19 protein-coding genes are annotated in these 24,802 nt (G+C 67.1%); 6 read left to right on the top strand and 13 right to left on the bottom strand.

Annotated elements, in window-relative coordinates; genetic code table 11:
• Positions 1-69: 69 nt before the first annotated feature.
• The 4 genes from MJ603_RS10145 to MJ603_RS10130 form a co-directional block, all read right to left on the bottom strand.
• On the bottom strand, positions 70-1,401 hold the full coding sequence (locus tag MJ603_RS10145) for an MFS transporter (RefSeq protein ID WP_243063595.1): 1,332 nt from the start codon (positions 1,399-1,401) through the stop codon (positions 70-72).
• A gap of 128 nt (positions 1,402-1,529) precedes the next feature.
• On the bottom strand, positions 1,530-1,841 hold the full coding sequence (locus MJ603_RS10140; RefSeq protein ID WP_243063594.1) for a thiamine-binding protein: 312 nt from the start codon (positions 1,839-1,841) through the stop codon (positions 1,530-1,532).
• 22 nt (positions 1,842-1,863) lie between these two features.
• The gene (locus tag MJ603_RS10135) at positions 1,864-3,195 is read right to left on the bottom strand and encodes a glycosyltransferase 87 family protein (RefSeq protein WP_243063593.1); all 1,332 of its coding nucleotides are present in this window, start codon (positions 3,193-3,195) and stop codon (positions 1,864-1,866) included.
• A 50-nt stretch (positions 3,196-3,245) separates the two neighbouring features.
• Complete coding sequence (locus MJ603_RS10130) at positions 3,246-4,106, bottom strand: ADP/ATP-dependent (S)-NAD(P)H-hydrate dehydratase (protein ID WP_243063592.1); 861 nt, start codon at positions 4,104-4,106, stop codon at positions 3,246-3,248.
• Between the two features lie 97 nt (positions 4,107-4,203).
• Between MJ603_RS10130 and MJ603_RS10125 the strand changes: the two genes are divergently transcribed.
• On the top strand, positions 4,204-4,821 hold the full coding sequence (locus tag MJ603_RS10125; RefSeq protein WP_243063591.1) for an HAD family phosphatase: 618 nt from the start codon (positions 4,204-4,206) through the stop codon (positions 4,819-4,821).
• A gap of 52 nt (positions 4,822-4,873) precedes the next feature.
• Positions 4,874-5,953, top strand: a complete 1,080-nt coding sequence (locus MJ603_RS10120; RefSeq protein WP_243063590.1) for an NADH:flavin oxidoreductase/NADH oxidase — start codon at positions 4,874-4,876, stop codon at positions 5,951-5,953.
• Positions 5,954-6,095: 142 nt separating this feature from the next.
• On the opposite strand, the gene MJ603_RS10115 is transcribed toward MJ603_RS10120, so the two are convergent.
• Complete coding sequence (locus MJ603_RS10115) at positions 6,096-7,133, bottom strand: hemolysin family protein (protein ID WP_243063589.1); 1,038 nt, start codon at positions 7,131-7,133, stop codon at positions 6,096-6,098.
• Entirely contained in the window at positions 7,126-8,478 is a 1,353-nt protein-coding gene (locus MJ603_RS10110) for a hemolysin family protein (protein ID WP_243063828.1), read from the bottom strand. The genes MJ603_RS10115 and MJ603_RS10110 overlap by 8 nt, the downstream gene beginning before the upstream one ends.
• A 163-nt stretch (positions 8,479-8,641) precedes the next feature.
• Between MJ603_RS10110 and pepN the strand changes: the two genes are divergently transcribed.
• Entirely contained in the window at positions 8,642-11,143 is a 2,502-nt protein-coding gene (gene pepN / locus MJ603_RS10105) for an aminopeptidase N (RefSeq protein ID WP_243063588.1), read from the top strand.
• On the opposite strand, the gene MJ603_RS10100 is transcribed toward pepN, so the two are convergent.
• A complete protein-coding gene (locus MJ603_RS10100; RefSeq protein WP_243063587.1) occupies positions 11,133-12,572 on the bottom strand; it encodes a GuaB1 family IMP dehydrogenase-related protein in 1,440 nt (479 codons plus the stop codon). The two genes, pepN and MJ603_RS10100, sit on opposite strands and share 11 nt — an antisense overlap.
• Positions 12,573-12,757: 185 nt before the next feature.
• On the opposite strand from MJ603_RS10100, the gene MJ603_RS10095 reads away from it, so the two are divergent.
• Complete coding sequence (locus tag MJ603_RS10095; protein ID WP_243063586.1) at positions 12,758-16,660, top strand: multifunctional oxoglutarate decarboxylase/oxoglutarate dehydrogenase thiamine pyrophosphate-binding subunit/dihydrolipoyllysine-residue succinyltransferase subunit; 3,903 nt, start codon at positions 12,758-12,760, stop codon at positions 16,658-16,660.
• Between the two features lie 315 nt (positions 16,661-16,975).
• Here MJ603_RS10095 and MJ603_RS10090 read toward each other — a convergent pair whose 3' ends face one another.
• Positions 16,976-17,215: a zf-HC2 domain-containing protein gene (locus MJ603_RS10090; protein ID WP_243063585.1), complete on the bottom strand. Its 240-nt coding sequence runs from the start codon at positions 17,213-17,215 to the stop codon at positions 16,976-16,978.
• Entirely contained in the window at positions 17,212-17,871 is a 660-nt protein-coding gene (locus tag MJ603_RS10085; RefSeq protein WP_243063584.1) for a sigma-70 family RNA polymerase sigma factor, read from the bottom strand. Before MJ603_RS10085 ends, MJ603_RS10090 begins: the two co-directional genes overlap by 4 nt.
• A gap of 163 nt (positions 17,872-18,034) precedes the next feature.
• On the opposite strand from MJ603_RS10085, the gene aroA reads away from it, so the two are divergent.
• Together aroA and MJ603_RS10075 are read left to right on the top strand one after the other, a co-directional pair.
• Entirely contained in the window at positions 18,035-19,420 is a 1,386-nt protein-coding gene (gene aroA, locus MJ603_RS10080; protein WP_243063583.1) for a 3-phosphoshikimate 1-carboxyvinyltransferase, read from the top strand.
• Positions 19,386-20,537, top strand: a complete 1,152-nt coding sequence (locus MJ603_RS10075; RefSeq protein WP_279239133.1) for a ribosome small subunit-dependent GTPase A — start codon at positions 19,386-19,388, stop codon at positions 20,535-20,537. Before aroA ends, MJ603_RS10075 begins: the two co-directional genes overlap by 35 nt.
• A 4-nt stretch (positions 20,538-20,541) precedes the next feature.
• Here the strand turns inward: MJ603_RS10075 and MJ603_RS10070 are convergent, their stop codons facing one another.
• The 4 genes from MJ603_RS10070 to MJ603_RS10055 are packed head-to-tail and all read right to left on the bottom strand — an operon-like array spanning position 20,542 to position 24,788.
• Positions 20,542-21,642, bottom strand: a complete 1,101-nt coding sequence (locus tag MJ603_RS10070; protein ID WP_243063582.1) for a hypothetical protein — start codon at positions 21,640-21,642, stop codon at positions 20,542-20,544.
• Positions 21,642-22,535 (bottom strand): carbohydrate ABC transporter permease, encoded by an 894-nt coding sequence (locus MJ603_RS10065; protein ID WP_243063581.1) that lies wholly within the window; start codon positions 22,533-22,535, stop codon positions 21,642-21,644. Before MJ603_RS10065 ends, MJ603_RS10070 begins: the two co-directional genes overlap by 1 nt.
• 2 nt (positions 22,536-22,537) lie before the next feature.
• Positions 22,538-23,509: a carbohydrate ABC transporter permease gene (locus MJ603_RS10060; protein ID WP_243063580.1), complete on the bottom strand. Its 972-nt coding sequence runs from the start codon at positions 23,507-23,509 to the stop codon at positions 22,538-22,540.
• A 34-nt stretch (positions 23,510-23,543) separates the two neighbouring features.
• Entirely contained in the window at positions 23,544-24,788 is a 1,245-nt protein-coding gene (locus MJ603_RS10055; RefSeq protein ID WP_243063579.1) for a sugar ABC transporter substrate-binding protein, read from the bottom strand.
• Between the last annotated feature and the right edge of the window lie 14 nt (positions 24,789-24,802).

Here is a 24,802-nt window from a genome sequence, read left to right as displayed (position 1 = left end):
CTCCGAATCACCGCACGCCAGAGGGGCGCACGGCGGACGGGGCACGTACCCGCTTCGCGACCAAGAAGACTATGGCTGAACGGTGGTGACGGCGCCGGTGTGACCCGCGACGGGGAGACCGCGCTTCGCGCGCGACCTGTCGTATGCGAATGAGCCGACCGCGAGTATCAGGCCGAGCGCCGACAGAACCAGGCCGACCCACACCGGCGCGCGGTAGCCGAGGCCCGCGGCGATCGCTACGCCACCCAGGTACGCGCCGAGGGAGTTGCCGATGTTCAGTGCCGAGTGATTGAGCGCCGCGGCGATGGACTGGCTGTCGCGCGCGACATCCATCAGCCTCGTCTGGATGGCGGGCGAGATGGCGGACGAGGATGCGCCGACCAGGAACACGCCGGCGGCCAGCACGACCCAGTTCTGGGCCAGCAGGCCGACTCCGACGAGCGCCACCATGAGCACGACGAAGAACGTCAGCATCGTGCGCTTCACACTGCGGTCGGCCATTGCTCCGCCCACCAGGTTGCCGACCGTCATGCCGAGCCCGCAGCAGACCAGGATGAGTGGAACCGCCCACTCCGGCAGGCCCGCCACGTCCGTCACGATCGGGGCGATGTACGTGTAGAGGGCGAAGAGACCGCCGAACCCGATGGCGCCGATGCCGAGCGTGAACCACACCTGTGGGCGGCCGAAGGCCTTCAATTCGCGCCGCATCGTCGCTTCGGGGTTTCCGGCCTGCCACGGGACGGCGAAAAGCACAGCGGCGAACGTGAGCGCGAAGATCACGGCGACGGCGAGGTAGGCGACGCGCCATCCGGCCTGCTGTCCGATCCACGTGATCGCCGGCACACCGACCACGTTCGCGATCGTGAGCCCGGAAAGCACGAACGCGACGCCGCGCCCGCGCTTGCCCGGACCCATCAGCGAAGCGGCCACGAGGCTCGCGATGCCGAAGTAGGCGCCGTGCGGAAGCGCGGCGACGAAGCGCGCGACGAGCACGAGCCCGAACGTCGGAGCGACGACGGCGGCGAGCGTCCCCACCGTGAAGGTCACGAGCAGCCAGAGCAGCAACCTCTTTCGCGGCCAGCGCGCCGCCGCGGCGGCGATCGTTGGCGCGCCGACGACCACGCCCAGTGCGTATGCGGAGATCATCCAGCCGGCCTGCGCGTTCGCATCAGCCGGACTGACGGCGTAGAGCTTGGGCAGCAGATCGGAGGCGATGTTGGGCAGCAGGCCCATGGCCACGAACTCGGTCGAGCCGATCGCGAAGCCGCCAAGGGCGAGCGCGAGCAGAGCGAGACGGATGCGAGTCGGAGACAGCGCTGCACCGTGTGATTCTTCGCGCGCGTCGACGCGGGACGAAACGGGGGTGGGGAGTGTCGCCGGCTCGCCGGAACGGGTAGCCATGCGCTCAATCGTAAGCGGCGGACGTTACGAATTCGAATCGATTCGATGACGAGTTACGTCGCGTGACCGCACGCTGCCCCGCAACGAGCGGCACCGACGCATCCGCTGGGAGCGGCGCGGGAGCCGCCTCAGCCCTGCTGCGCGTCGATGGCTCGCTCGAGACGCTCGACCTTGCCGGTGATCTCTCCGACATGCCCGGGGCGGATGTCTGCCTTCAGCACGAGCGAGACGCGCGAGCCGTACGCGCCGACGGCATCCGTGGCGCGTTTGATCACGTCGAAGACCTCATCCCAGTCCCCCTCGATCGTTGTGAACATCGAATCCGTGTGATTGGCCAGGCCGGAGTCGCGCACGATGCGAACGGCGGCAGCGACGGCGTCATGCACCGAATCGCCCTCGCGTCCGGTGCCGGATGGCGCTACGGAGAATGCAACAAGCATGGTGGGGTCCTCTCCCTCGTGTTCAGTCTGCGCGTTCGCCCGCAAGCGGCCATGGCTGCGCGCCCGCCACAGGTGCCGTCTCGTCGTCGGTCGTTCTCGTGCGGCTCGGTCGACCCGCGCGCCACAATGCGGCGACGGCCCAACCCAGCACGACGAACAGCATGATGTTGCGGGCAGTCACCACCGCGAGCATCCATGCGTCGAGATCGAGCAGTTGCACGTAGAGGTACGGGTAGAACAGCTGGGTGAGTGCCGCGGTGACGCCGACGAGTACCGCAGGCACCAGGAATCGACGACCCGACATGATGATGCCGAGGATGACCGGGGCCGCGAGCCAGTCCACGTACTGCGGTGACCCCACCTTGTTGAACGCGATCAGCACAGTGACGATGGCGAGCATCAGCTGCGGAAGCACGATGGCGGTCGGCGCCTTGCGCACCACCGCGCGCACGCCGAGCAGAGCGACGAGGAGCACGGCGATCGCGAGCGCCGGCGTCATGGCTGCGATCGCGATGTCGATGTTCCACCCGGTCACCTGAAAGGTCAGCAACTGCTGGTCGTAGTAGATCGAGCTGCCCGGCGCGTGCAGGGCGGCCGCCCACATCCAAGGTGCGCTGATCGGGGCCTCGATCTGCAGCCCCCTGCCGGCCTGCTGCGAGACGAAGCTGAAGAGTTGGGCCGCACCGCCGAACGCGGTGACCAACAGCGCGATGACCGCGCTCGTCGCGAGCCCCCACGCAACGACGCGCCAGCGACGCCTCAGCGCGATGACCACGGCCAGGATGACGCCGGCCGGCCACACCTTGATCCAGGTCGCAACGGTCAAGAGCACGGCAGCGACGCTCGGGCGCGCCGCGATCCACACCACGGCGACGATGACGATCGCGACCGACACGGCATCCAGCCGCCCGACGGCGATCGGGCCGAGCAGCAGCAGAAAGGCCAGCCACCACCACGCCGCGATCGTCGGTCGCCTGCGGCCCCTGGCCGTCAGCACAGCGAAGGCGACGACGTCGAAGATCGTCACCATGGCGAGCCACGCGATCACGTAGTTGTCGGCTCCCGCGATCAGCGGGATGAGCACCGGCACCATCGCCAGCACGGGATAGACCCACGGCGCCGTGACGCCCATGAACGCATAGCCGTACTGGGCTTCCTGTGCCCACGGGCGATACACGATGGTCACGTCTCCGAGCGGCATCCCGTCACCGAGCAGCGCCGTCAGCCACAGAACGACGTGCACGAGCAGGAACGCCCCCCAGAGGGCGTAGACGTTACGACCCACCGCCTCGAACCGCCAGTGGATGCCCGTGCCCGACGCGACCGTGCCGTCGGTCGCGGTGTCGGTCGCCATAGTCGTTCATGGTAGCGATCGATTCGATGACCGGCGTTCGACGGGATCCCTCACCGTGCGGACAACAGACCGCCGACCACCGCCGGCATCGCCTCCGCGATGTCGAGTGCCGCGATTGGGCCGCCGCCCAGCGCGTCGCTCGCGGCTCGTCCTGCCGCCCCGTGCAGCACCGCCGCGGTCACGGCCAATCTGGCGAGTGCGTCGTGCCCGCCTGCGACGATCTCGTCGGCGTGCGTCGCCACGAGCGCCCCGAGCACACCGCCCAGCACATCCCCACTGCCCGCCGTCGCGAGCCAGGCGGGCCCCTCGGATGCCGCGAGCACGTCGCCGGCAGGCGTCGCCACGTGCGTCACGTGCCCCTTCAGCAGAACGGTGGCGCCGGTGAGGCGAGCGGCCCGACGGGCCCAGCGCACGGCATCCGCTGCGATCTGCGGTGCGGCGACGGTCACGTTGTGTGCCGCGAGAACCCGAGCGAGTTCGCTGTAGTGCGGGGTGATGACGGTGGGGCCCTTCGACCGTTGCACGAGGTCCAGCGCCCCTGCGTCGATCACGGTGGGCACACCTTGCGCGAGGGCGGAGTGCAAGCGGTCGCGATTCGCGTCGTCGCGGTGCGCGGCATCCATTCCGGATCCGAGCAGCCAAGCCTGCACCCGTCCATCGGCGGTCACGGCCTCCGGCCGCCTCTGCAGCACCATGCCGGCTGGCACGTCGTCGCCGAGGTAGCGCACCATTCCGACGCCGGTTCGCACAGCGGCCTCGACACCGAGCACGGCAGCGCCCGGGTACCGGTTCGATCCGGTGACCACACCGAGCACGCCCCTTGTGTACTTGTCGTCGCCGTCGCCCGGCACGGCGATCCATTCGGACACGTCGTCGAGGTTCCAGTGCCGCACGCTCGTCTCGTCGCTCATGCCTTCACGATAGGTTGATGGCGGTCGCCGCCCCAGTCCCTTCGCTCCGATCGGAGCGAAGAACGAGGCGGCCAACGACGCCAAAAGGACTCCGCGCATGCCCATCTCCCTCCCCGGCCGGGTCGTCATCTTCGACTACGGCGAGGTGATCTCGTTGAGCCCGTCCGAGGCCGATCGGCAGGCGTTGCTGCGGGTCGCCGGAGTCGAGGCGGACTCGTTCTGGGAGCCCTACTGGCGCCATCGCACGGAGCTCGACCAGGGCACACTGAGCATCCACGACTACTGGCGCCGGATCGAAGCGGACACCGGGGCGCAGTGGTCGGAGAGCACCCTCCATCTGCTCTGGGTCACCGACTTCCGCGGTTGGCTCAGTGTCGAGCCAGGAACGATCGACGTGCTCGTCGACTTGCGCGACGGCGGCACGCGGCTCGCCCTGCTCTCCAACGCCGGCGCCGACTTCGGCAGCTACTTCAGGCAGGGCCTGCTGGGTTCGTTGTTCGAGCAGGTCTTCGTCTCCGGCGAACTGCTGCTCGTGAAGCCGGACGCCGCCATCTTCCTTCACGCTCTCGACGAGTTGGGAATCGACGCAGCCCACGCCGTGTTCATCGACAACAAGGCGGAGAACGTCGAGGGCGCTGAGGCGATCGGCATCACGGGACACGTGTTCACGGGCGCTGCAGATCTTCGCGCGTTCCTTGTCGCCCTCGCCGGCTGACAGCCAAGATCTCTGAGCGAGCCGGGGTACATCACAACAGAACGGAAGCCTCGTGGCCGACATCTTCGATCCTGTGGACGTGCGCGGAACGCACCTGCGCAACCGCATCTTCGCCGCGCCGATGTGCCAGTACTCGGTGATGCAGCGTGACGGCGTTCCGACGCCGTGGCACCTCGTCCACCTGGGATCCATCGCCGCCGGGGGCGCGTCGCTCGTGATCGCAGAGGCGACCGCTGTCGTTCCCGATGGACGCATCTCCGACCGCGACACCGGCATCTGGAACGAGACGCAGACGGATGCCTGGCGCCCGATCACCGAATTCATCGCGTCGCAGGGCGCCGTGCCCGGCATCCAACTGGCCCACGCCGGTCGCAAGGCATCCACGTTCGCACCGTGGGGAGCCGACGGACGCAGCGGAACGATCCCGGCTGAGGAGGGCGGATGGCCGACCCTCGCGCCGTCGGCCGTGCCCTTCGGCGATTTCGCCGTGCCCGATGAGCTCGACGTTGCGGGCATCGACCATATCGTGCAGTCGTTCGCGGATGCCGCCAGGCGAGCCGTCGACGCCGGCTTCGGTATGGTCGAGATCCACGCCGCACACGGCTACCTGCTGCACGAGTTCCTCTCCCCCGTGAGCAACCTGCGCGGCGACGATTACGGCGGGAGCCTCGAGAACCGGGCGCGTCTGCTGCTGCGCGTTGTGACATCCGTGCGCGAGACGGTCGGAGAGCTGCCGGTGTTCGTGCGATTCTCCGCCAGCGACTGGGCGCCGACCGGCTGGGACGTGGATGCCTGCGCCACGGTGGCGCGGTGGTGCTTCGATGCCGGCGCCGACTTCTTCGACATCTCCTCGGGCGGAAACGTGCCGGCGGACATCCCGATCGGCCCCGGCTACCAGGTGCCCTTCGCCGCGCACATCAAGCGGGCGACGGGGCTGCCCGTCTCTGCGGTGGGGATCATCACGGAGCCGGAACAGGCATCCGAGATCGTGACGTCGGGCCAGGCGGATGCCGTCTCGCTCGCCCGCGAACTGCTGCGAGACCCGCACTTCCCGCTCCGCGCCGCGCACGAGCTGGGAGTCGACCTCGATTACTGGCCGGGCCAGTACCTGCGCGCCCGCTGGCGGCGCTGATCGCGAACGCTCACCGCACCCAACCCGCAACACCGAACGAACGCGACTCGCCCCACAAGGCGGCGGCTCAGCCGGCGCCGATCGCAACCATCTCGACAAGCCGACAGCGGCGCGCCGGGCTGGGACCGGCGCGCAAGACGACTCAGCCGCGACGAGTCGCGTCCTGCACCTCGCCAACGAGTTCCTCGATGATGTCCTCGAGGAACACGACTCCCAGCGTCGGTCCCTCGGCATCGACGCTGCGGCCGACGTGGCCGCCGGACCGTCGCATGACCGCGAGCGCGTCCTCGACATCGGTCTCCGGTGTCAGCGACACCAGTTTTCTGATGCGTCCGCGCGGAATCGGCAGCGTGTATCCGTCGCCCTCGAGGTCGAGCACATCCTTCAGGTGCACATAGCCGACCGGTTCCCCGGTGGAATCCACGACGACGTACCGGGAGAACCCGTGCTTCGCGACGGCGCGCTCGAGGTCGGCAGGACTGGCGTCCTCAGGGAGGCAGACCAGCGAGTCCAGCGAGATGGCGACATCCTTCACCTTCATCGCCGAGAACTCGAACGCGTTGCTGAGTGTGCCGGTGCGGTCGGTCAGCACACCCTCTCTGGTCGACTGGTCGACGATCGTCGCGACCTCGTCCAGCGTGAAGGTGCTGACCGCTTCGTTCTTCGGCGTCACGCCGAACAGCCTCACGATGCCGTTCGACGTCGCGTTCAGCGCGCCGACGATCGGGTTGAGCACGCGGGCGATTCCGACGAGCGGCGACGCGAGCAGCAACACCGCACGATCCGGCACCGAGAACGAGATGTTCTTCGGCACCATCTCACCGAACACCACGTGCAGGAACGTCACGAGCACGAGCGCGATGGCGAACGCGATGCCGCCGATCCAGGCATCCGAGAGTCCGGTCAGCCCCAGCGGCGCCTCGAGCAGATGGTGGATCGCGGGCTCCGACACATTCAGGATCAGCAGCGAGCACACCGTGATGCCCAGCTGCGTGGTCGCCAGCATGAGCGTGGCGTGCTCCATGGCCCACAGCGCGGTGCGTGCGCGGCGGCTGCCGCGCTCGGCCGCCGGCTCGATCTGGGAGCGACGGGCCGAGATGACGGCGAACTCGGCGCCGACGAAGAAGGCGTTGCCGAGCAACAACACGACGAGCAGCAGGATGCCCACCCAATCAGGCATGCTCGCCCCCCTTCACGGCGTGCCCGGCCCCGTCGCCATCGCCGTCGCCGGCGCCGTCTGTGGTGTCATCCAAGTCGGGTGTGAACCGCAGCGTGTCGACCCGGCGGCCGTCGAGGCGCTCCACCCGCAGCATGCCACCGCCGACGCGCACCTCGTCACCGACGATCGGGAGCCGGTCGAGCTCGTTCATCACGAACCCCGCGACGGTCTCGTACGGACCGTCGTCGGGAATGTCGATGCCCGTTCGATCCTTCACCTCATCGGGTCGCAGCATGCCTGAGATGGTGATCGATCCGACGCCGCGCACCACATCGACGCGGGTACGGTCGTGCTCGTCAGCAACCTCGCCGACCAGTTCCTCGACGAGGTCCTCCAGCGTGGCGACGCCGGCGGTGCCGCCGTACTCGTCCATGACCACGGCCATCTGGTAGCCCTTGCCGCGAAGCTCGCCGAGCAGGGTGTCGAGCGTCATCGTCTCGGGCACGCGCACAGCATCCGTCTGCAGAGCGGATGCCGGCACCAGTTGCCTGCGCTCGATCGGCACCGCGACGGCCTGCTTCACATGCACGACGCCGACGATGTCGTCGATGTCGTCATCGACGACCGGGAACCTCGAGTACCCCGTGCTCCTGGCCAGCGCGAGGATCTCGGTCGCAGGATCGGAGCGCCGCACGCTCGCCACCCGCGGTCTCGGTGTCATCACGTCGGAGGCGGTGTGCTCCGAGAACCGCAGCGTGCGGCCCAGCAGTGTCGCGGTGTCGGACTCGAGCAACCCGGCGCTGGCCGAGCGGCGCACGAGGGATGCCAGTTCCTCCGCGCTGCGCGCACCCGACAGCTCCTCCTTCGGTGTGACACCGAACAGCCTGAGCACACCGTTGGCGCTCGCGTTCAGCACGAACACCGCGGGTCGGAACACCGTGGTGAACGCCGTCTGGAACGGGATCACGATCTTCGCCGTCGTACGCGGCAGGGCCAGCGCGAAACCCTTGGGCACCAGCTCGCCGAGGATCATCGAGACGAGCGTTGCGAGCACGATGCCGACGACCGTGCCGATCGGCGACACGGCACCTTCCGGCATGCCGATCGCTGTGAGCCCTGGAGCGAGCAGCGATGAGATGGCCGGTTCGAGGAGATAACCGGTGAGCAGGGTCGTCAGCGTGATGCCGAGCTGGGCGCTCGAGAGATGCGTCGAGGTGATCTTCAGCGCGGCGATCGTCATGCCGAGCCGGGTCTCGCCGCGATCGCGCCGAGCCTCGAGATCAGCGCGGTCGAGGTTGACGAGCGCGAACTCGCTGGCGACGAAGAATCCGGTGCCGATCGTGAGCACGATGCCGGCGGCCAGCATGATCCACTCGATCACGCGCTCCACCGGCCACTGAGGCGAGGACGCTCGCGCAGCGGCGTCATGCCACGCGGAAAGCTGGGCGAACAGGCAGAGGGAGGGTCGTCCATTGTCCTGCCGATTATACGGAACGAGCACCTGACAAGAGCGTGAAACGATGGGGCACATGAGCTCCGCCAACTTGACCAGAGCCGAGACATCCACCCGATCCGACGCACTGACCGTGCACTCCTACCGCGTCGAGCTCGACCTGAGCGCAGCGGCGGATCCGTCTGTCCAGGGTTTCTCCAGCAGGACCACCGTCGAGTTCGCAGCGACCGCCGAGTCGACCTGGTTCGACTTCATCGGCTCGCATGTCGAGTCCGTCACCGTGAACGGCCGCAGCGTCGACGTGCGCTACGACGGGGCACGCATCCTGGTCGACGGTCTCGACGCGCTGAACACGGTGACGATCGCGGCGACCGCGACGTACAGCCGCACGGGCGAAGGACTGCACCGTTTCACCGACCCCGTGGACGGCGAGACCTACCTCTACACGCAGTACGAACCGGCGGATGCCCGGCGCGTGTTCGCCTGCTTCGAGCAGCCGGACCTGAAGGCGCCCTTCACGTTCGTGGTGCACGCCGCAGCCGAGTGGTCGGTCGTCTCGAATCGCTCGGTCGCCTATCGCACGGCGGAGGGCGACGTGCAACGCGTCGTCTTCGAGCCGACACTGCCCATCTCCACATACATCACCGCAGTCATCGCGGGTCCGTACCATCACGCGGACGGCGTCTGGAGCCGCGGGGAACTCACCGTGCCACTCGGCGTGTACTGCCGCCGGTCCCTGGCCAAGCACCTCGACGCTGACGAGTTCCTCGAAGTCACCCGGCAGGGGCTCGACTTCTTCACGGATGCCTTCGACTACCCGTACCCGTGGGGCAAGTACGACCAGGTGCTCGTGCCGGAGTACAACCTCGGCGCGATGGAGAACCCCGGATGCGTCACGTTCACCGAGCGGTACATCTTCCGCGGAGCGGCGACGGCGTCACAGCACGAGCGTCGTGCGACGACGATCCTGCACGAGATGGCGCACATGTGGTTCGGCGACCTGGTCACGATGAAGTGGTGGGACGACCTCTGGCTCAAGGAGTCGTTCGCCGACTACATGGGCACGCTCGCCGTCGCCGAGGCGACCGCCTGGCCGGATGCCTGGGTGAGCTTCGCCGAGCGCCGCAAGATGTGGGCGTACCTGCAAGACCAACTGCCGACGACGCATCCGATCGCCGCCGACATCGTCGACCTCGAAGCTGCCAAGTTGAACTTCGACGGCATCACCTACGCGAAGGGCGCCGCGGTGCTCAAGCAGCTCGTCGCCTATGTGGGAAGGGATGCGTTCTTCGAGGGGGCCCGCCACTATTTTCGCGAGCACGCGTTCGGCAACACCACGCTGAACGATCTTCTCGAGGCACTGGAGCAGACGTCCGGCCGCGATCTGCGGGCCTGGTCGACTCACTGGCTCGAAACGACCGGCGTGACGACCCTCACCGTCGCGCAGGGGCCGAACGGACTCGCCATCGTGCCATCCGATGATCGCCCGCATCGTCTGGCCGTCGGCTGGTACGACGCCGACCCGTCGGGCGCCATCGTGCGACGCGCGCGGCGCGAGTTCGACGTGGCGGGCGAGCCGGTGGGCATCGGCGACAAGGATGCCGCGCTCGTGCTGTTGAACGACGGCGACCTGACGTACGCGAAGGTACGGCTCGACGAGCGCTCCCTTGCCACTGTCGAAGCCAAGCTCAGCGCCATCGTCGACCCGCTCGCCAGAGGGCTCGTCTGGTCGTCGCTGTGGAATGCGACCAGGGACGGCGAGTATCCGGTGGCACGCTACCTGGCGGTCGCGCGGGGGCACGCGACGGCCGAGACGAACAGCGGCCTGCTGGCCGCGGTGCTCGGCAACGCGCTGTTCGCGATCCAGCACTACGTGCCAGAGTCGGCGCGCACCGCCGAGCGCTCGGCGTGGCTGAAGACGACGTGGTCGGGCCTGGCCTCCGCCGATCCGGGCAGCGGCGGGCAGCTCGCCTGGGCGCGCGCCGTCGCTGGAGCGGCGAACTACGACGACGGCGGGGCGCCGGACATCCTGGCGATTCTCGACGGATCGGCGCCTGCGCCCGATGGCCTCGCGCTCGATCCCGATCTGCGGTGGTCGTTCGCCTCGGCGCTCGCCACGACCGGCCACGCCGACGAGCCCTTGCTGCTGACGGAGCTCGCACGCGACGACACGGCGTCCGGGCGCACCGCCCTGATCGAGGCTCTCGCCTCCCGACCGCTCGAATCGGTCAAGGCGGATGCCTGGCACGCCGCTCTCACCGACACGTCGCTGACCAACGACCACCTGGAAGCCACGATCGCCGGTTTCACGGCGGGCGGCAGGCGTGACCTGACCGCGCGCTACGACGACGCGTACTTCGCCGCGCTCCGCGAGGTGTGGGCGCAGCGCAGCATCGAGATGGCCGAGCTGATCGTCGACGGACTGTTCCCGCGTGGGGACTCCCTCGCGAACGCGGATGCCTGGATGTCGGCGAATGACGATGCGCCGGCCGCGCTCCTGCGGCTCGTCGCCGAGGGCCGCGACCATCTCGCCCGCGACCTGCGCGTGCGTGCCGCGCAGCCGCGCCTCACCAGCTGACGGGAAGCGCCTTGCCCTCTTCGTAGCCGGCAGCGGACTGGATGCCCACCAGCGCACGGTCGTGGAACTCCGTCAGCGACCGTGCTCCCGCGTACGTGAACGAGCTGCGCAGCCCGGTGGTGATCATGTCGAGCAGGTCTTCCACCGACGGCCGCAGCGGGTCGAGGTAGATGCTCGAGCTGGAGATCCCCTCGGCGAAGAGCTTCTTGCGGGCCTGTTCGTACGGCGACAGCCGTTCGAAGCGCTGCTGCACGGCCTTGGTGGATGCCATGCCCCAGCTCTCTTTGTAGAGCCGGCCGTCAGCATCCGTCTGCAGCCGTCCTGGTGCCTCGACCGTGCCGGCGAACCAGGAACCGATCATCACCGACGATCCTCCCGCTGCGAGCGCCAGCGCAACGTCGCGCGGATACCGCACTCCGCCGTCGGCCCACACGTGGGCTCCGAGCTCGCGAGCTGTCGCCGCCGTCTCGAGAACGGCCGAGAACTGCGGCCTGCCGACGGCGGTCATCATGCGCGTCGTGCACATGGCGCCCGGTCCGACTCCGACCTTCAGGATGTCCGCGCCCGCCGCCACGAGATCGCGCACCGCCTGCTCCGTGACCACATTCCCCGCCACGATCGGCACGCCGAGTCGCAGGCCGGCGACCGTGTGGATGGCACGGCGCATGCTGTCCTGGTCTCCGTGCGCGGTGTCGAGAACCAACACGTCGACACCCGACGCGACGAGCGCCTTCGCCCTGCCCTCGATATCGCCGTTGACGCCGATGGCGGCCGCGACGCGGAGCCGGCCGTCGGCATCCAGGGCCGGGTCGTAGATCGTCGAGCGCAGAGCGCTCGTGCGATTGATCGTGCCGATCACCCGGCCGTGATCGAGCACAGGGGCGAAGTCGAGCCCGGCTGCGTCGAGCAGGTCGAATGCCGCACGGCCGTTCGGCACGTCCTCGGCGTCGATCGATGCGCGCGAACCGTGCAGCAGTTCGCCGAGCCGGGCGTCGGGAAGCGCTGCGGCGAGGTCGAGCGCCGACAGGCATCCGACATACCGGCCATCGGCGTCGTGCAGAACGATGCCGTGTCCCTCGACCGGCGGAACGACCGCGAGGGCCTCCTGAACTGACTCGTCAGGGCTCATCACGAACGGCGAGTCGAATGCCACAGGCTGAGACTTCACCCAGACGATGGCGGCCTCGAGGTCTTGCGGATGCATGTCCTGCGGCAGCACACCGAGCCCGCCGCGACGGGCCAGCGTGGCGGCCAGCCGCGGACCGGTCACCGAGTTCATGTTCGCCGACACGATCGGGATGCTCGCCCCCGAACCGTCGCCCGGTGCGAGCGAGACGTCGAGGCGGCTCGTGACGTTCGACCTGCTCGGCACCAGAAAGACGTCGGAATAAGTCAGATCGTGCGTCGGCGCCGTCCCATAGAACTGCATGAGGACAACGGTAGACCGCCCTGCTGAAAGCCTGCGAGCCGGCTGTGTCGACGCGCCGCGCAGGGCCACGCCGCCCGGACGATTCGATTAGGCTTGACTTCCGGTCGGAAGGCCGGTCGGCTGTGCCCTCAGCGATCGGATTCCTCCCGGAAAATCCAATCAACGAAGAGAGTGGGCGAACGGCTGTGTCGAGCCAGTTGACCGGTGTAGGAACAGACGAAGGAGCATCGGGGGAATTCGGAGCCAACGAATGGCTCGTCGACGAATTGTACGAGCAGTACATCGTCGACAAGAACTCGGTCGACAAGTCGTGGTGGCCCATTCTCGAGGCCTACACGCCCGGCAAGGCGAAGGCCCCAGCCACTCCCGCAGCGGATGCCCAACCTGCACACCAGGCACAGCCCGCCGTACCACAGGCTCCCGCCCCTGAAGCTCAGACCGACGCCGCGACACCGGCCGAGGTTCCCGCAGCTCTCATCACGGCATCCGATGCTCCGGCACCTGCCACCGCCGCGCAGGTGTCCCCGGCGCCCGAGGCACCAGCTCCGGCAGCGCGAGCCCCCGAGACGCCAACACCCGCAGCCCAGACACCGGCGACGCAGCCGGTGGCGCGCACCACGTCCGTCGCGCCTCGCCCGACTCCCGTGCCAGCGGATGCTCCCGTCACGGCGCCGCAGACCGTCCAGCGTCAAGACGACGCACAGCAGGAAGAGCCACAGCCGGTCGTCAGCCCGCTGCGCGGCATGGCCAAGTCGCTCGCCACGAACATGGACGCCAGCCTCACGGTGCCGACCGCGACCAGCGTTCGCACCGTGCCCGCGAAGCTGATGATCGACAATCGCATCGTCATCAACAACCACCTGCAGCGCACTCGCGGTGGCAAGGTGAGCTTCACCCACATCATCGGCTGGGCGCTCATTCAGGCGCTCAAGCAGTTCCCGAGCCAGAACGTCTTCTACGACATCGTCGACGGCAAGCCGTCCGTGGTGTCCCCCGCGCACGTCGGACTGGGCATCGCCATCGACCTGCCGAAGCCGGACGGGTCGCGCGCGCTCCTCGTCCCAGCGATCAAGCGGGCGGAGTCCCTCACGTTCGGCGACTACCTCGCCGCATACGAAGACCTCGTCAAGCGGGCCAGGTCGAACAAGCTCACCGCTGATGACTTCGCCGGGGCATCCGTCTCGCTCACGAATCCAGGCGGCATCGGCACCGTGCATTCGGTGCCTCGCCTGATGAAGGGCCAGGGCTGCATCATCGGCGCCGGTGCGCTGGAGTACCCGGCGGAATTCCAGGGCGCGAGCCTGAAGACGCTCACGATGCTCGGCATCGGCAAGACGATCACGCTCACGAGCACCTACGACCACAGGGTCATCCAGGGCGCAGGCTCCGGCGAGTTCCTGAAGATCGTGCACGAGTTGCTGACCGGGCAACGTCACTTCTACGATGACATCTTCGCCGCGCTGCGCATCCCTTACGACCCGATCCACTGGGCGGAAGACATCAGCGTCGACCTGGCGAGCGCAGTCGACAAGACCGCTCGCGTGCAGGAACTCATCAACGCGTTCCGCGTGCGCGGCCACCTGATGGCCGACATCGACCCGCTGGAATACAAGCAGCGCACGCACCCCGACCTCGACATCGCCACCCACGGCCTCACGTTCTGGGACCTCGACCGTGAGTTCGTCACGGGGCGATTCGGTGGCGACAAGCGTCAGATGCTGCTGCGCGACATCCTCGGCGTGCTGCGCGACTCGTACTGCCGCACCGTCGGCATCGAGTACATGCACATCCAGGACCCGGCACAGCGCAAGTGGATCCAGGACCACATCGAAGTGCCGTACGAGAAGCCGACGCACGACGAGCAGCTGCGCATCCTCGGCAGGCTGAACGAGGCAGAGGCGTTCGAGACGTTCCTGCAGACGAAGTATGTCGGGCAGAAGCGATTCAGCCTCGAGGGCGGCGAGTCGACGATCGCGCTTCTGGATGCCGTGCTGCAGCAGGCCGCGCAGGAGGACCTCGACGAGGTCGCCATCGGCATGGCCCACCGTGGTCGCCTCAACGTGCTGACCAACATCGCCGGCAAGACCTACGGCCAGATCTTCCGCGAGTTCGAGGGTGCGCAAGACCCTCGAACGGTCGGTGGCTCCGGCGACGTGAAGTACCACCTGGGCACGGAGGGCACGTTCACCGGTGCGAACGGCAAGGAGATCGCCGTCTACCTTGCGGCGAATCCTTCGCACCTGGAGGTCGTCGACGGTGTTCTCGAGGGGATCGCGAGGGCCAAGCAGGACAGGCGGCCGGCCGGCACGTTCCTGACGCTGCCCGTGCTGATCCACGGTGACGCTGCCATGGCGGGCCAGGGCATCGTGGTCGAGACGATGCAGATGTCCCAGCTGCGCGCGTACCGCACAGGCGGAACGATCCACATCAACATCAACAATCAGGTCGGCTTCACCACACCACCCAGCGAGGGCCGCACGTCGGTCTACGCCACCGACGTCGCCAAGACCATTCAGGCGCCGATCTTCCACGTGAACGGCGACGACCCCGAGGCAGTGGTTCGGGTGGGCGAACTGGCGTACAAGTACCGTCAGGAATTCAAGCGCGACGTCGTCATCGACCTGATCGTGTACCGCCGTCGCGGTCACAACGAGGGCGACGACCCGTCGATGACGCAGCCACTGATGTACAACCTCATCGAGGCCAAGCGCTCTGTTCGTCGCCTCTACACCGAGGCGCTGGTCGGACGCGGCGACATCTCGGAAGAGGAGTACGAGCAGGCGCACCAGGACTTCCAGGAGCGCTTGGAGCGCGCGTTCGCCGAGACGCACGCGGCTCAGACCGGCTCGATCCCGGTCGTGTCCGGAGACCAGGCCTCGATCAACGATCTCGAACTGCCGGAGGCGCAGCGGAACGCCGGTCACGGCGACCTCGCCACCACCGGCGTCTCCGAATCCGTGATCGAGACGATCGGCCAGGCGTTCGACAACAAGCCGGCGGGTTTCACGGTTCACCCCAAGCTGCAGCAACTGCTCACCAAGCGCGTCGAGATGACGCAGAAGGGCGGCATCGACTGGGCGATGGGCGAGCTGCTCGCTCTCGGATCCGTGCTGCTCGAGGGCACCCCGGTGCGACTGGTCGGCCAGGATTCCCGGCGCGGCACCTTCGTGCAGCGCCAGGCAGTGCTGCACGACAGGGTGAACGGCCAGGAGTGGCTGCCGCTGGCGAACCTCAGTGACAACCAGGCGAAGTTCTGGATCTACGACTCCCTGCTCAGCGAGTACGCGGCGATGGGATTCGAGTACGGCTACTCGGTCGAGCGGCCAGACGCGCTCGTGCTGTGGGAGGCGCAGTTCGGTGACTTCGGCAACGGCGCCCAGACCGTGATCGACGAGTTCATCACCTCCGCGGAGCAGAAGTGGGGCCAGCGCTCGTCGCTCGTGCTGCTGCTGCCGCACGGCTACGAGGGACAGGGGCCGGACCACTCTTCGGCTCGCATCGAGCGCTACCTGCAGTTGAGCGCCGAGAACAACATGACCGTCGCGCGTCCGTCGACACCGGCGTCGTACTTCCATCTGCTGCGCAGGCAGGCGTATTCGCGTCCGCGCACGCCGCTCGTGGTCTTCACGCCGAAGGCGATGCTTCGCCTGCGCGGTGCGACGAGCGATGTGTCGGAGTTCACCTCCGGGTCGTTCCAGCAGGTGCTCGACGACCAGCGTGGCGTCGACAAATCGTCGGTCAAGCGCGTGCTCATCATGTCGGGCAAGGTCTACTACGACGCCAAGAACGAGCTCGACAAGAATCCGAACGACGAGGTCGCGCTTGTTCGGGTCGAGCAGTACTACCCGTTCCCGGCCGAGCAGCTGAAGAGCGTGCTTGCCGGATATCCGAACGCCGAGTTCGCATGGCTGCAGGACGAACCGGAGAACCAGGGTGCATGGATCTACATGGCACTCGAGTCCGCGAAGGCGGGACTTCCGCCGCTCGGCGTGTACGCGCGGGCGGCATCCGCCTCCCCGGCGACCGGTTCGGCGAAGCGCCACGCGCAGGAGCAGACCGACCTGATCAAGCGGGCGATCACGCTCTAGACGCACACGCGTCCTGGCCCGCAAGGCCCGTGCCGCAAGACCGCGACACGTAGACGAGACCGTGGGTGATACCCACGGTCTCGTCTACGTCGTCCGCTCTCGCTGATACCCCACCGACAGCCAGCCGCCGCCCGATGGTGCGGCGGCTCCCACCAGAAATCGCACCGAAGCGACCGAACTACCCCTACGGGTGAGCCACCCAGCCATCTCGCGAACGCGCCCCGCTCCACGAGGCGGCGGCGTGCACGCCGCCGAACGCAACCATCCCCCTAGCCGACAGCGGCACGCCGGGCGGGGACCGGCGTGCAAAGAGGCTCAGTGCGCCTGTATCGTGCGCAGCTTCGCCATCACCTGCACGCGCAGCTCTTCGGGTGCTGTCTCTTTGCACGCCCGCTGCACGACCTCGGTGAGCACGATGCCCACGTGCACCTCGCTCTGGCAGTCTGAGCACGTCTCGAGGTGCTCACGGATGTCTGCTGCATCGTCAGCCTGCAGCTCGTTGTGCAGGTATTCTTCGAGGTCTTCTTTGGCTTTGGCGCAGCCGCAGTCCGTCATGACGTGCTCCCGGTGTTCTGCACGGTCGCGGTGCTTCGCCGTCTCCGGGTGCTGGGGGCAGCATCCGAGTTCTGAACGGCGCTCAGGCCTCGCTCGTGCGCGTAATCCGTCAGCAACTCGCGGAGCATTCGTCTGCCACGGTGCAGACGGCTCATCACTGTGCCGATCGGGGTCTTCATGATGTCGGCGATCTCCTGATAGGAGAAGCCCTCGACGTCGGCCAGGTAGACCGCAAGACGGAAATCTTCCGGAATGGCCTGCAATGCGTTCTTGACGTCGGAGTCTGGGAGGTGGTCGATGGCCTCGGCCTCAGCCGACCGCGACGTCGACGACGTCGTCGAGGTGGCTCCGCCGAGCTGCCAGTCCTCCAGTTCGTCGATGGCGTTCTGGTACGGCTCGCGCTGTTTCTTGCGATACGTGTTGATGAACGTGTTCGTGAGAATGCGATAGAGCCACGCCTTCAGGTTCGTGCCCTGTTTGAACTGGGCGAACGCGGCGTAGGCCTTGACGAACGTCTCCTGAACCAGGTCTTGCGCGTCGGCGGGGTTGCGCGTCATGCGCAGTGCCGCCGCATACAGCTGATCCATGAACGGCAGCGCCTGCTCTTCGAACAGCGCGCCGAGGTCCTGAACGGGTTCCTCGATTGGGGTCGACATCAGAGCCCAGTCTAGGCTGACGCTCTGCGAGACCCCTGCCCGGGCAACGGCCGACCGACTGTCTAAGGAGTCGAGCGTGAGCGGCGCATCCAGCAGCGCTTGTGCCATTCGCTCGGTCCTCTCCGTGTCTCGGCTCACGTAACGCCGATACCCTAGACAAGCGATGCTGATCTCGAAATATTCCGCCCCGGACTTCGATCCGTACGGCGACAACACCCCGGTCGAACCGGATGCCCTCTGGCTTGCTCCGGTGGCCGACGGCGCGGTGCGCGCCCGCGTGTCCCTTCCCGGCTCGAAGTCGATCACGAACCGCGAGCTCGTGCTCGCGTCGCTGGCGGGCGGCTCCTCGCTCATCCGCGCTCCCCTGCACTCGAAAGACAGCGCGAACATGGTCCAGGCGCTGAGGGCCCTCGGCGTGCGCATCGAGGAACGCGATGGCAGCGGGGCATTCGGCGACGACTGGCTCGTGATCCCGCCCGAGGAGCTGACCGGGAGCACCACGATCGACTGCGGACAGGCGGGAACCGTGATGCGGTTCGTGCCGCCCGTGGCAGCGCTGGCACTCGGCCCGACGACGTTCGACGCCGACGACTCTGCTCGGGGACGCCCGATGGGCGGCATCGTCAGCGCTCTTCGTGCACTCGGGGTCGACCTCGACGACGCAGGCCGCGGCGGCCTCCCCTTCACGGTGCACGGTACGGGGCGGGTGGCAGGCGGCGCTGTCGAGATCGACGCGTCGGCATCCAGCCAGTTCGTCTCGGCCCTACTGCTCTCGGCCGCACGTTTCGACGACGGCCTCCGCCTCACGCACGTCGGCGAGCGGCTGCCGAGCCTTCCGCACATCGAGATGACGATCGACGCGCTCGCGCGGCGCGGCGTGAAGGTCGAGAGCCCGGCGACGGGCGAGTGGATCGTGACGCCGGGCACGATCGCCGCACGCGACGTGGACATCGAGCCCGACCTCTCCAACGCCGCACCCTTCCTCGCGGCGGCCATCGCCACCGGAGGGAGCGTGAGCGTCACCGACTGGCCGGATGCCACCACGCAGGTCGGCGCCGAACTGGCGGGTATCCTGCCGGCGTTCGGTGCGGCCGTTGAGCGCGCGGACGGCGCGCTGACGGTGCGCGGTGGCGACGGCATCCGCGGGGTCGAGCTCGACTTGAGTGCCGGCGGCGAGCTCGCACCGACGATCGTCGCGCTGGCCGCTCTCGCCGATTCACCGAGCACGATCACCGGCATCGGGCACATCCGCAATCACGAGACCGACAGGCTTGCGGCGTTGGCGAACGAGATCCGTGGCTTGGGCGGCGAGGTGGACGAGCTCGACGACGGGCTGCGCATCGTGCCCCGTCCGCTGCACGGCGGCGTGTGGCACAGCTACGAGGATCATCGAATGTCCACCACCGGGGCGCTCATCGGACTCGTGGTGCCCGGTGTGCAGATCGAGAACGTCGAGGCGACCCACAAGACTCTCCCCCAGTTCACCGCGCTCTGGCGCGACATGGTGACCGGTGATGGCGACCAGGGCCGACTCGTCGCAGGCGGATGACGAGGCCGACGGCGTGAGTTGGTGGGAGACAGACGACGAGGACGAGCCGTACGACGAGTACGACGAAACCTCGGTGCGCGTGCGTCCGAATCCGAAGGGCAACCGTCCCCGCAGCAAGATGCGCCCTGAGCACGAGGATGCCGTCATCGGACGGGTGCTCGGCGTTGACCGAGGCCGCTACACCGTGCTGGTCGACGAGAACACGCCGGACGAGCACGAGGCGATAGCCGCGCGCGCCAGCGAGATGCGCAAACAGGCCGTCGTCACCGGCGACCGCGTCGACCTCGTCGGAGACACCAGCGGCGAGGAGGGCACCCTCTCCCGCATCGTGCGCCTCCGCGATCGCAGCACGCTGCTGAGGCGCAGTGCAGACGACACGGATGCCGTAGAGCGCGTCATCGTCGCGAACGCCGACCAGATGCTCATCGTGGTGGCCGCCGCGAATCCCGAACCGCGCACGAGGCTCGTCGACCGCTACCTCGTCGCCGCCTATGACGCAGGGATCGCACCGCTGCTCGTCGTCACCAAGACGGACCTGGCCGATCCCGCACCGTTCCTGGAGAACTTCGCGGGGCTCGACCTACCGGTGTTCCTGAGCTCATCGGCCGGGGAACGAGATCACATTCGCGGCGTCGCGGAGACGGCGGCGCAGACCGACGCGACGGCTGCCGGCATCCCGCTGGAGGAGCTCGGCATGGCACTCGCCGGTCACGACACCGTCGCCGTCGGGCACTCCGGAGTGGGCAAGTCCACGTTGGTGAACGCGCTCGTGCCGGGCGCCGACCGTGCGATCGGACACGTCAACGAGGTGACGGGACGGGGGCGGCACACCTCGTCGTCCACGGTGTCGCTGAGGCTGCGCACGCCGCACGGCGACGGCTGGATCATCGACACCCCCGGCGTGCGCTCGTTCGGGCTGGGGCACGTCGACCCTGCGAACATCCTGCGCTCCTTCACCGATCTTGCGGCGATCGCCGAGAACTGCCCCCGCGGCTGCACGCATCTGCCCGACGCACCCGACTGCGCGATCATCGAGGCGGTGGATGCCGGTGAGCTCGGCGAGCTCGGCCACGCACGTCTCGACTCGCTGCAGCGCCTGCTCGCGACCTTCCGCTGACCGCTCAGTCGAGGCGACGGTCAGCGCTCGTGGCTTTCGCGATCCCTCTGAACTCGTGCTGTTCCACATCACCGACGCGGATCGGGCTTCGCGGAGCCACCGCGCAGTAATAGTGCTCGAGACGACCGTCCCAGGTGATCACCGCGGGCTTGTGGACGTGGGTCGAGTCGATGCTTCCCCTCGCACCGACATCGAGGAGGATCTCACCGGATTTCTCCCAGTGCACCAGATCGTCGGATGTCGCATATCCCTCTCGCGCGTGCCCGTCGGCGGCGAGTCCGAAATAGAACATCACCCACCGGTCCCCGTCTCGGAGCACGCAGGGATCCGACGCGAAGATCTCATCGAAGTCGCCCGAGCGCCCCGCGCGCAGAACCGGATCGTCCTGTAATCGTCGCCAGTTCACGAGGTCGTTCGAGACAGCGACCCCGGTCTGTTCGATCCATGGCGGCGGCACGGTGACCGTTCCGAACACGTCCCGGTTCTTCGCGTTGTAGAACACGTAGAACAGCCCGTCGTGCTCCATCAACCACGACTTGTACAGCCCGCCGTTCTCCCAGGCTCCGCCGTCGGTCGGGCTCAGTCGCCCGCCGGTCTCTTCCCAGTGCACAAGGTCCCGGCTGCGCACGAAGCCGATGATCCCTGGTCCAGCCTCATAACCCGGTGCCGGATAGGCGTGGAAGGTGCCGAGATACCACCCGTCGAAGGTCCGAAGATTCCCAGGCGACGACAGGTCGTTGTCGCGCACGATGCTGGTCAACGCAGAGTTGTAACGTCGCACCTGGCTGGCAGGATCCCGCGGAAGGATCACGTGCGGGACCGTCCAGAGTCCTTCGTGCTTCCACGTGAGCGCCGTCTGGTACCCGGTTCCGTCCCATCCGACGAAGGTCATGCCTTGACGGCCCGCAAGAGAGAACACGAAGGGACAGTCAACAGCGAGGGCGTCGAATCGTCCTTCGTGGAATGACGGCGCGACCTCCAGGCGCGTGCCGCGCACCGGAGTGCGCAAGCGATCAGCACTGCTCGTCTGCTCGGACGCCTCCACGATCGGATGCTGTTCGCTGCACTCGGCAGCGGCCGACAACGGGGAGTCTGTCGCGTCCATCACTTCACCGATCCCGACACGAGACCGGAGACGTAGTAGCGCTGCAGCAGGATGAACAGCAGCACGCAAGGCAGCATCATGACCGTGATGCCGGCTTGGAGCGCTCCCCAGTCGATGGTGTTCATGGGTCCCGACTGAGCGTTCATCAGCGCAATGGGCAGCGTGAAGTCAGGGTTGTTGTTCAGAAGCACGAGGGCGGCGAGGAACTCGTTCCACGCCGCGACGAACGCAAACAGCGCGACCGTGACGATGCCTGGCGAGACCAGGCGAAGGAGTACACGGGGCAGCGCGGTGATCTTCGTGCATCCATCGATCTCCGCCGCCTCGACGAGCTCTCCGGGAAGTGAATCGAAGGAGTTCCGCATCATGTAGATGGCGAAAGGCAACTGGAACGTCGAGTAGATGAGCGACAGCCCGAAGAGCGAGTTGGTCAGGTGGAGCCAGATCATCACCTGGAAAAGGGAGACGAGCAGTGCGGGATACGGCACAAGCAGCATCCCGACTGTGACCGCGAAGAACGCGGCGCGGCCAGGGAACCGGAATCGCGCGACGGCGTACCCGGCGAGGACCGCCACGACCGTGGTGATCACGACGGTGAGCAGGGTCGCCGTCGCTGAATTCAGCACGTAATTCCAGAGTGATGAGCCTTGGCCGTTCAAGGTGGTGAAACTCTCGATCGAAAACTGCGACGGCCACCACACCGGCGGCGAGGCGTTGGCCTCGCCCGTCGGTTTGAATCCGCCAACCACCGTCCACACGACGGGGAACGCGAAGATCAGTGCCAATATCACGGCGATGCCGATGCGTAGAAGGCTTCGCGACGGTTCACGCTGAGCTGTTCGGCGGCGGCCGGAACGAGCGGATGCCACCCGGATCGTGTGCTGGGCGGTCATGGTCAGGCCCTTCCTCGTTGCAGCCGGATCTGGAAGATCGAGATCGCGGCCATGATGATGACGATGATCACGGCGATCGCAGCTCCGTATCCACGGTTCAACCCGACGAATGCCGCGTTGTAGAGGTAATAGACAACGGTGACGGTCGAGTTGTTCGGGCCGCCCTTCGTCATGGTGAAGAACTGGTCGAAGGCGAGGAAGGTCTGCGTGACGGTGAGGAGCACCACCAGCGATAGAGGCTTCGCGATCAGCGGCAGGGTGATGCGCGTCAACGTCGCCCAGGATCGGGCGCCATCGAGCTTCGCCGCCTCGTATATCTCGGCAGGGATGGAATCCATCCCGATCAGCAACACGAGCATCGCCAAGCCGACGGTCTTCCAGATGGTCATGACGATGACTAGGACGAGCGTCGAGTCCGTGCGAGCGAACCAGTCGGTGCCCGACGGGGCGATGCCCCACGCCATGGCGATCGCGGGAAGAATCCCGGTCTGGGAGTTGCTCATCGACAGCCACAGCAGTCCGGCCGGCGCGAACCCGATCGTGACCGGGGCGAACAGCAGCGCGCGCACGGCCGTTCGCCCCGGGAATCGAGGCCGCACGAGCAAAGCGAGACCGAGCGAGATCGCGACGCCGAGCACAGATGCGATGGCGGTGTACGACACAGTGAAGAGCACGGCCCGACCGAACGCGGGGTCGCTGAGAGCGTGTTCATAGTTGCTCAACCCGACGGGACTCGGGCTTCCGAATGTCGGCCAGTTGAAGAACGACATGTAGATCGTCAACACGAACGGCAGCAGAAAGAAGAGCAGCACCAGAACACTCGCAGGCGATGCGAGCAGCCAACCAGCACTGGCCTCCCCGCGCGCGTACGCAGCACCCTTTCTGGCCTTCGTTCCTGCGCGAGTGCCGCGCCCTCCGATGAGATCGGCGTGGAGCGTGGCGTTCATCCGTTCCCTTCCCGAGTCTGGTTGCATCCGGTGATTGTTAGTGACACCGACATGTGGACTGCTATTGCTTCTGTGAGGTGATCGCGTCTGCCGCCTTCTGCGCGGTGGACGTGGCAGTCGCGGGATCCGCGCCGTCGAAGACGACGGACTGGATCATCTGCAGCCAGGGACCCTGATTGCTCGACACGACGTCGTTGTATGAGACGGAGACGTACGTCTCTCCCTTGCTGAGCAGGGAGGCCGGAACGCTGACGGTGTCTCCGAGCGACGAGGGGACCGTGATGTCGGTTCGCGGTGGGAGCGACGGCAGCCCGAGGAACACCTTCTCGCTGGTCTGCTTCGAGGTGAGCCAATCGATGAAGTCCCACGCCTCGTCCTTGTGCTGCGACTGCGTCGTGATCGCTGCTGTGTCGCCCCCCGAGAAAGTGGCCCACTGACCGGCCTGCGGACCGGGAATCTTGGCGAGACCCCAGTCGAACTTCGGGTTGCTGCCGATTCCGGCAGTGTTGATCCCGTTGGCGCCCGAGAAGTTGATGCCGATCTTGCCCGAGGCGAACTCGGCGAAGAACCCGTTTCCCTGATCCGTTTTGGACGAGGTCGGAATGTCTCCGTTCTGGTACAGCGTCTGCAGGAATCCGAGCGCCTTCTGAGTGGCCGTGTTGTTGAAGTCGAAGTCGCCGCTCTTCGTCACGACCTGCTGTCCCTGCGCCCAGATCAACGGCGTGACGTCGTAGGCCAGAGAACCAGGCGAGTCACCGCTGATGTATGCACCGTGGATGCCATTGCCCAGCTTTGTGATGGCATCCGCCGCCTTGATGATCCCCGCCCAGGTGTCCGGAGGCGTCGCGGGGTCGAGACCGGCCTGTTTGAACAGCGTCTTGTTGTACAGGTACAACGACGTGTCCGTGTCGAATGGAACGCCGTACACCTTGCCACCGGCCGTGGCCGACTGTTCGTGCGCCGCAGCTAGATGACCGTAGGCTCCCGACTTCTTCAGCAGCCCGGTCAGATCGACGACGGTCTCGTTCTTGACGATCTGAGGCATGAAGACCAGGTCAGACCCGAGAAGGTCGGGAAGCGATCCCGCCTGCGCGGCTTGGGCGTACTTGGTGACGTACTGATCAGCGGGCACCTGTGTCAGCTGAACCTGATTCTTGTGCGTCTTGTTGTATGCGTCGACCACAGTCGCGGTCACCGCGGAATTGCCGGCACGCACCCACATCGTGAGTTTGGATCCGTCGTTCTTTGCCACGATGTCGCCGGACGCCGCAGAGCCGACAGCCGACCCGCTGCTGCAGCCGCTCATGCAGAGGCTGATTG

The sequence above is a fragment of the Humibacter sp. RRB41 genome (assembly GCF_022761015.1).
In the GTDB taxonomy this organism is placed as follows: Bacteria; Actinomycetota; Actinomycetes; order Actinomycetales; family Microbacteriaceae; genus Humibacter.
The sequence above is the reverse complement of the archived record's forward strand: the minus strand, read 5'-3'. Positions and strand labels throughout refer to the sequence as shown.

Coding starts and splice junctions, on each gene's coding strand:
- MJ603_RS10130 (WP_243063592.1), bottom strand. CDS start 4,106: ATGAGCGACGAGACGAGCGTGCGGCACTGGAACCTCGACGACGTGTCC.
- MJ603_RS10110 (WP_243063828.1), bottom strand. CDS start 8,478: ATGCTGGCCGCCGGCATCGTGCTCACGATCGGCACCGGATTCTTCGTC.
- MJ603_RS10075 (WP_279239133.1), top strand. CDS start 19,386: ATGGCGACCAGGGCCGACTCGTCGCAGGCGGATGACGAGGCCGACGGC.
- MJ603_RS10140 (WP_243063594.1), bottom strand. CDS start 1,841: ATGCTTGTTGCATTCTCCGTAGCGCCATCCGGCACCGGACGCGAGGGC.
- MJ603_RS10135 (WP_243063593.1), bottom strand. CDS start 3,195: ATGGCGACCGACACCGCGACCGACGGCACGGTCGCGTCGGGCACGGGC.
- MJ603_RS10090 (WP_243063585.1), bottom strand. CDS start 17,215: ATGACGGACTGCGGCTGCGCCAAAGCCAAAGAAGACCTCGAAGAATAC.
- MJ603_RS10100 (WP_243063587.1), bottom strand. CDS start 12,572: ATGCAGTTCTATGGGACGGCGCCGACGCACGATCTGACTTATTCCGAC.
- MJ603_RS10070 (WP_243063582.1), bottom strand. CDS start 21,642: ATGGACGCGACAGACTCCCCGTTGTCGGCCGCTGCCGAGTGCAGCGAA.
- MJ603_RS10125 (WP_243063591.1), top strand. CDS start 4,204: ATGCCCATCTCCCTCCCCGGCCGGGTCGTCATCTTCGACTACGGCGAG.
- pepN (WP_243063588.1), top strand. CDS start 8,642: ATGAGCTCCGCCAACTTGACCAGAGCCGAGACATCCACCCGATCCGAC.
- MJ603_RS10055 (WP_243063579.1), bottom strand. CDS start 24,788: ATGAGCGGCTGCAGCAGCGGGTCGGCTGTCGGCTCTGCGGCGTCCGGC.
- MJ603_RS10065 (WP_243063581.1), bottom strand. CDS start 22,535: ATGACCGCCCAGCACACGATCCGGGTGGCATCCGCTCGTTCCGGCCGC.
- MJ603_RS10060 (WP_243063580.1), bottom strand. CDS start 23,509: ATGCAACCAGACTCGGGAAGGGAACGGATGAACGCCACGCTCCACGCC.
- MJ603_RS10145 (WP_243063595.1), bottom strand. CDS start 1,401: ATGGCTACCCGTTCCGGCGAGCCGGCGACACTCCCCACCCCCGTTTCG.
- MJ603_RS10085 (WP_243063584.1), bottom strand. CDS start 17,871: ATGTCGACCCCAATCGAGGAACCCGTTCAGGACCTCGGCGCGCTGTTC.
- aroA (WP_243063583.1), top strand. CDS start 18,035: ATGCTGATCTCGAAATATTCCGCCCCGGACTTCGATCCGTACGGCGAC.
- MJ603_RS10115 (WP_243063589.1), bottom strand. CDS start 7,133: ATGCCTGATTGGGTGGGCATCCTGCTGCTCGTCGTGTTGTTGCTCGGC.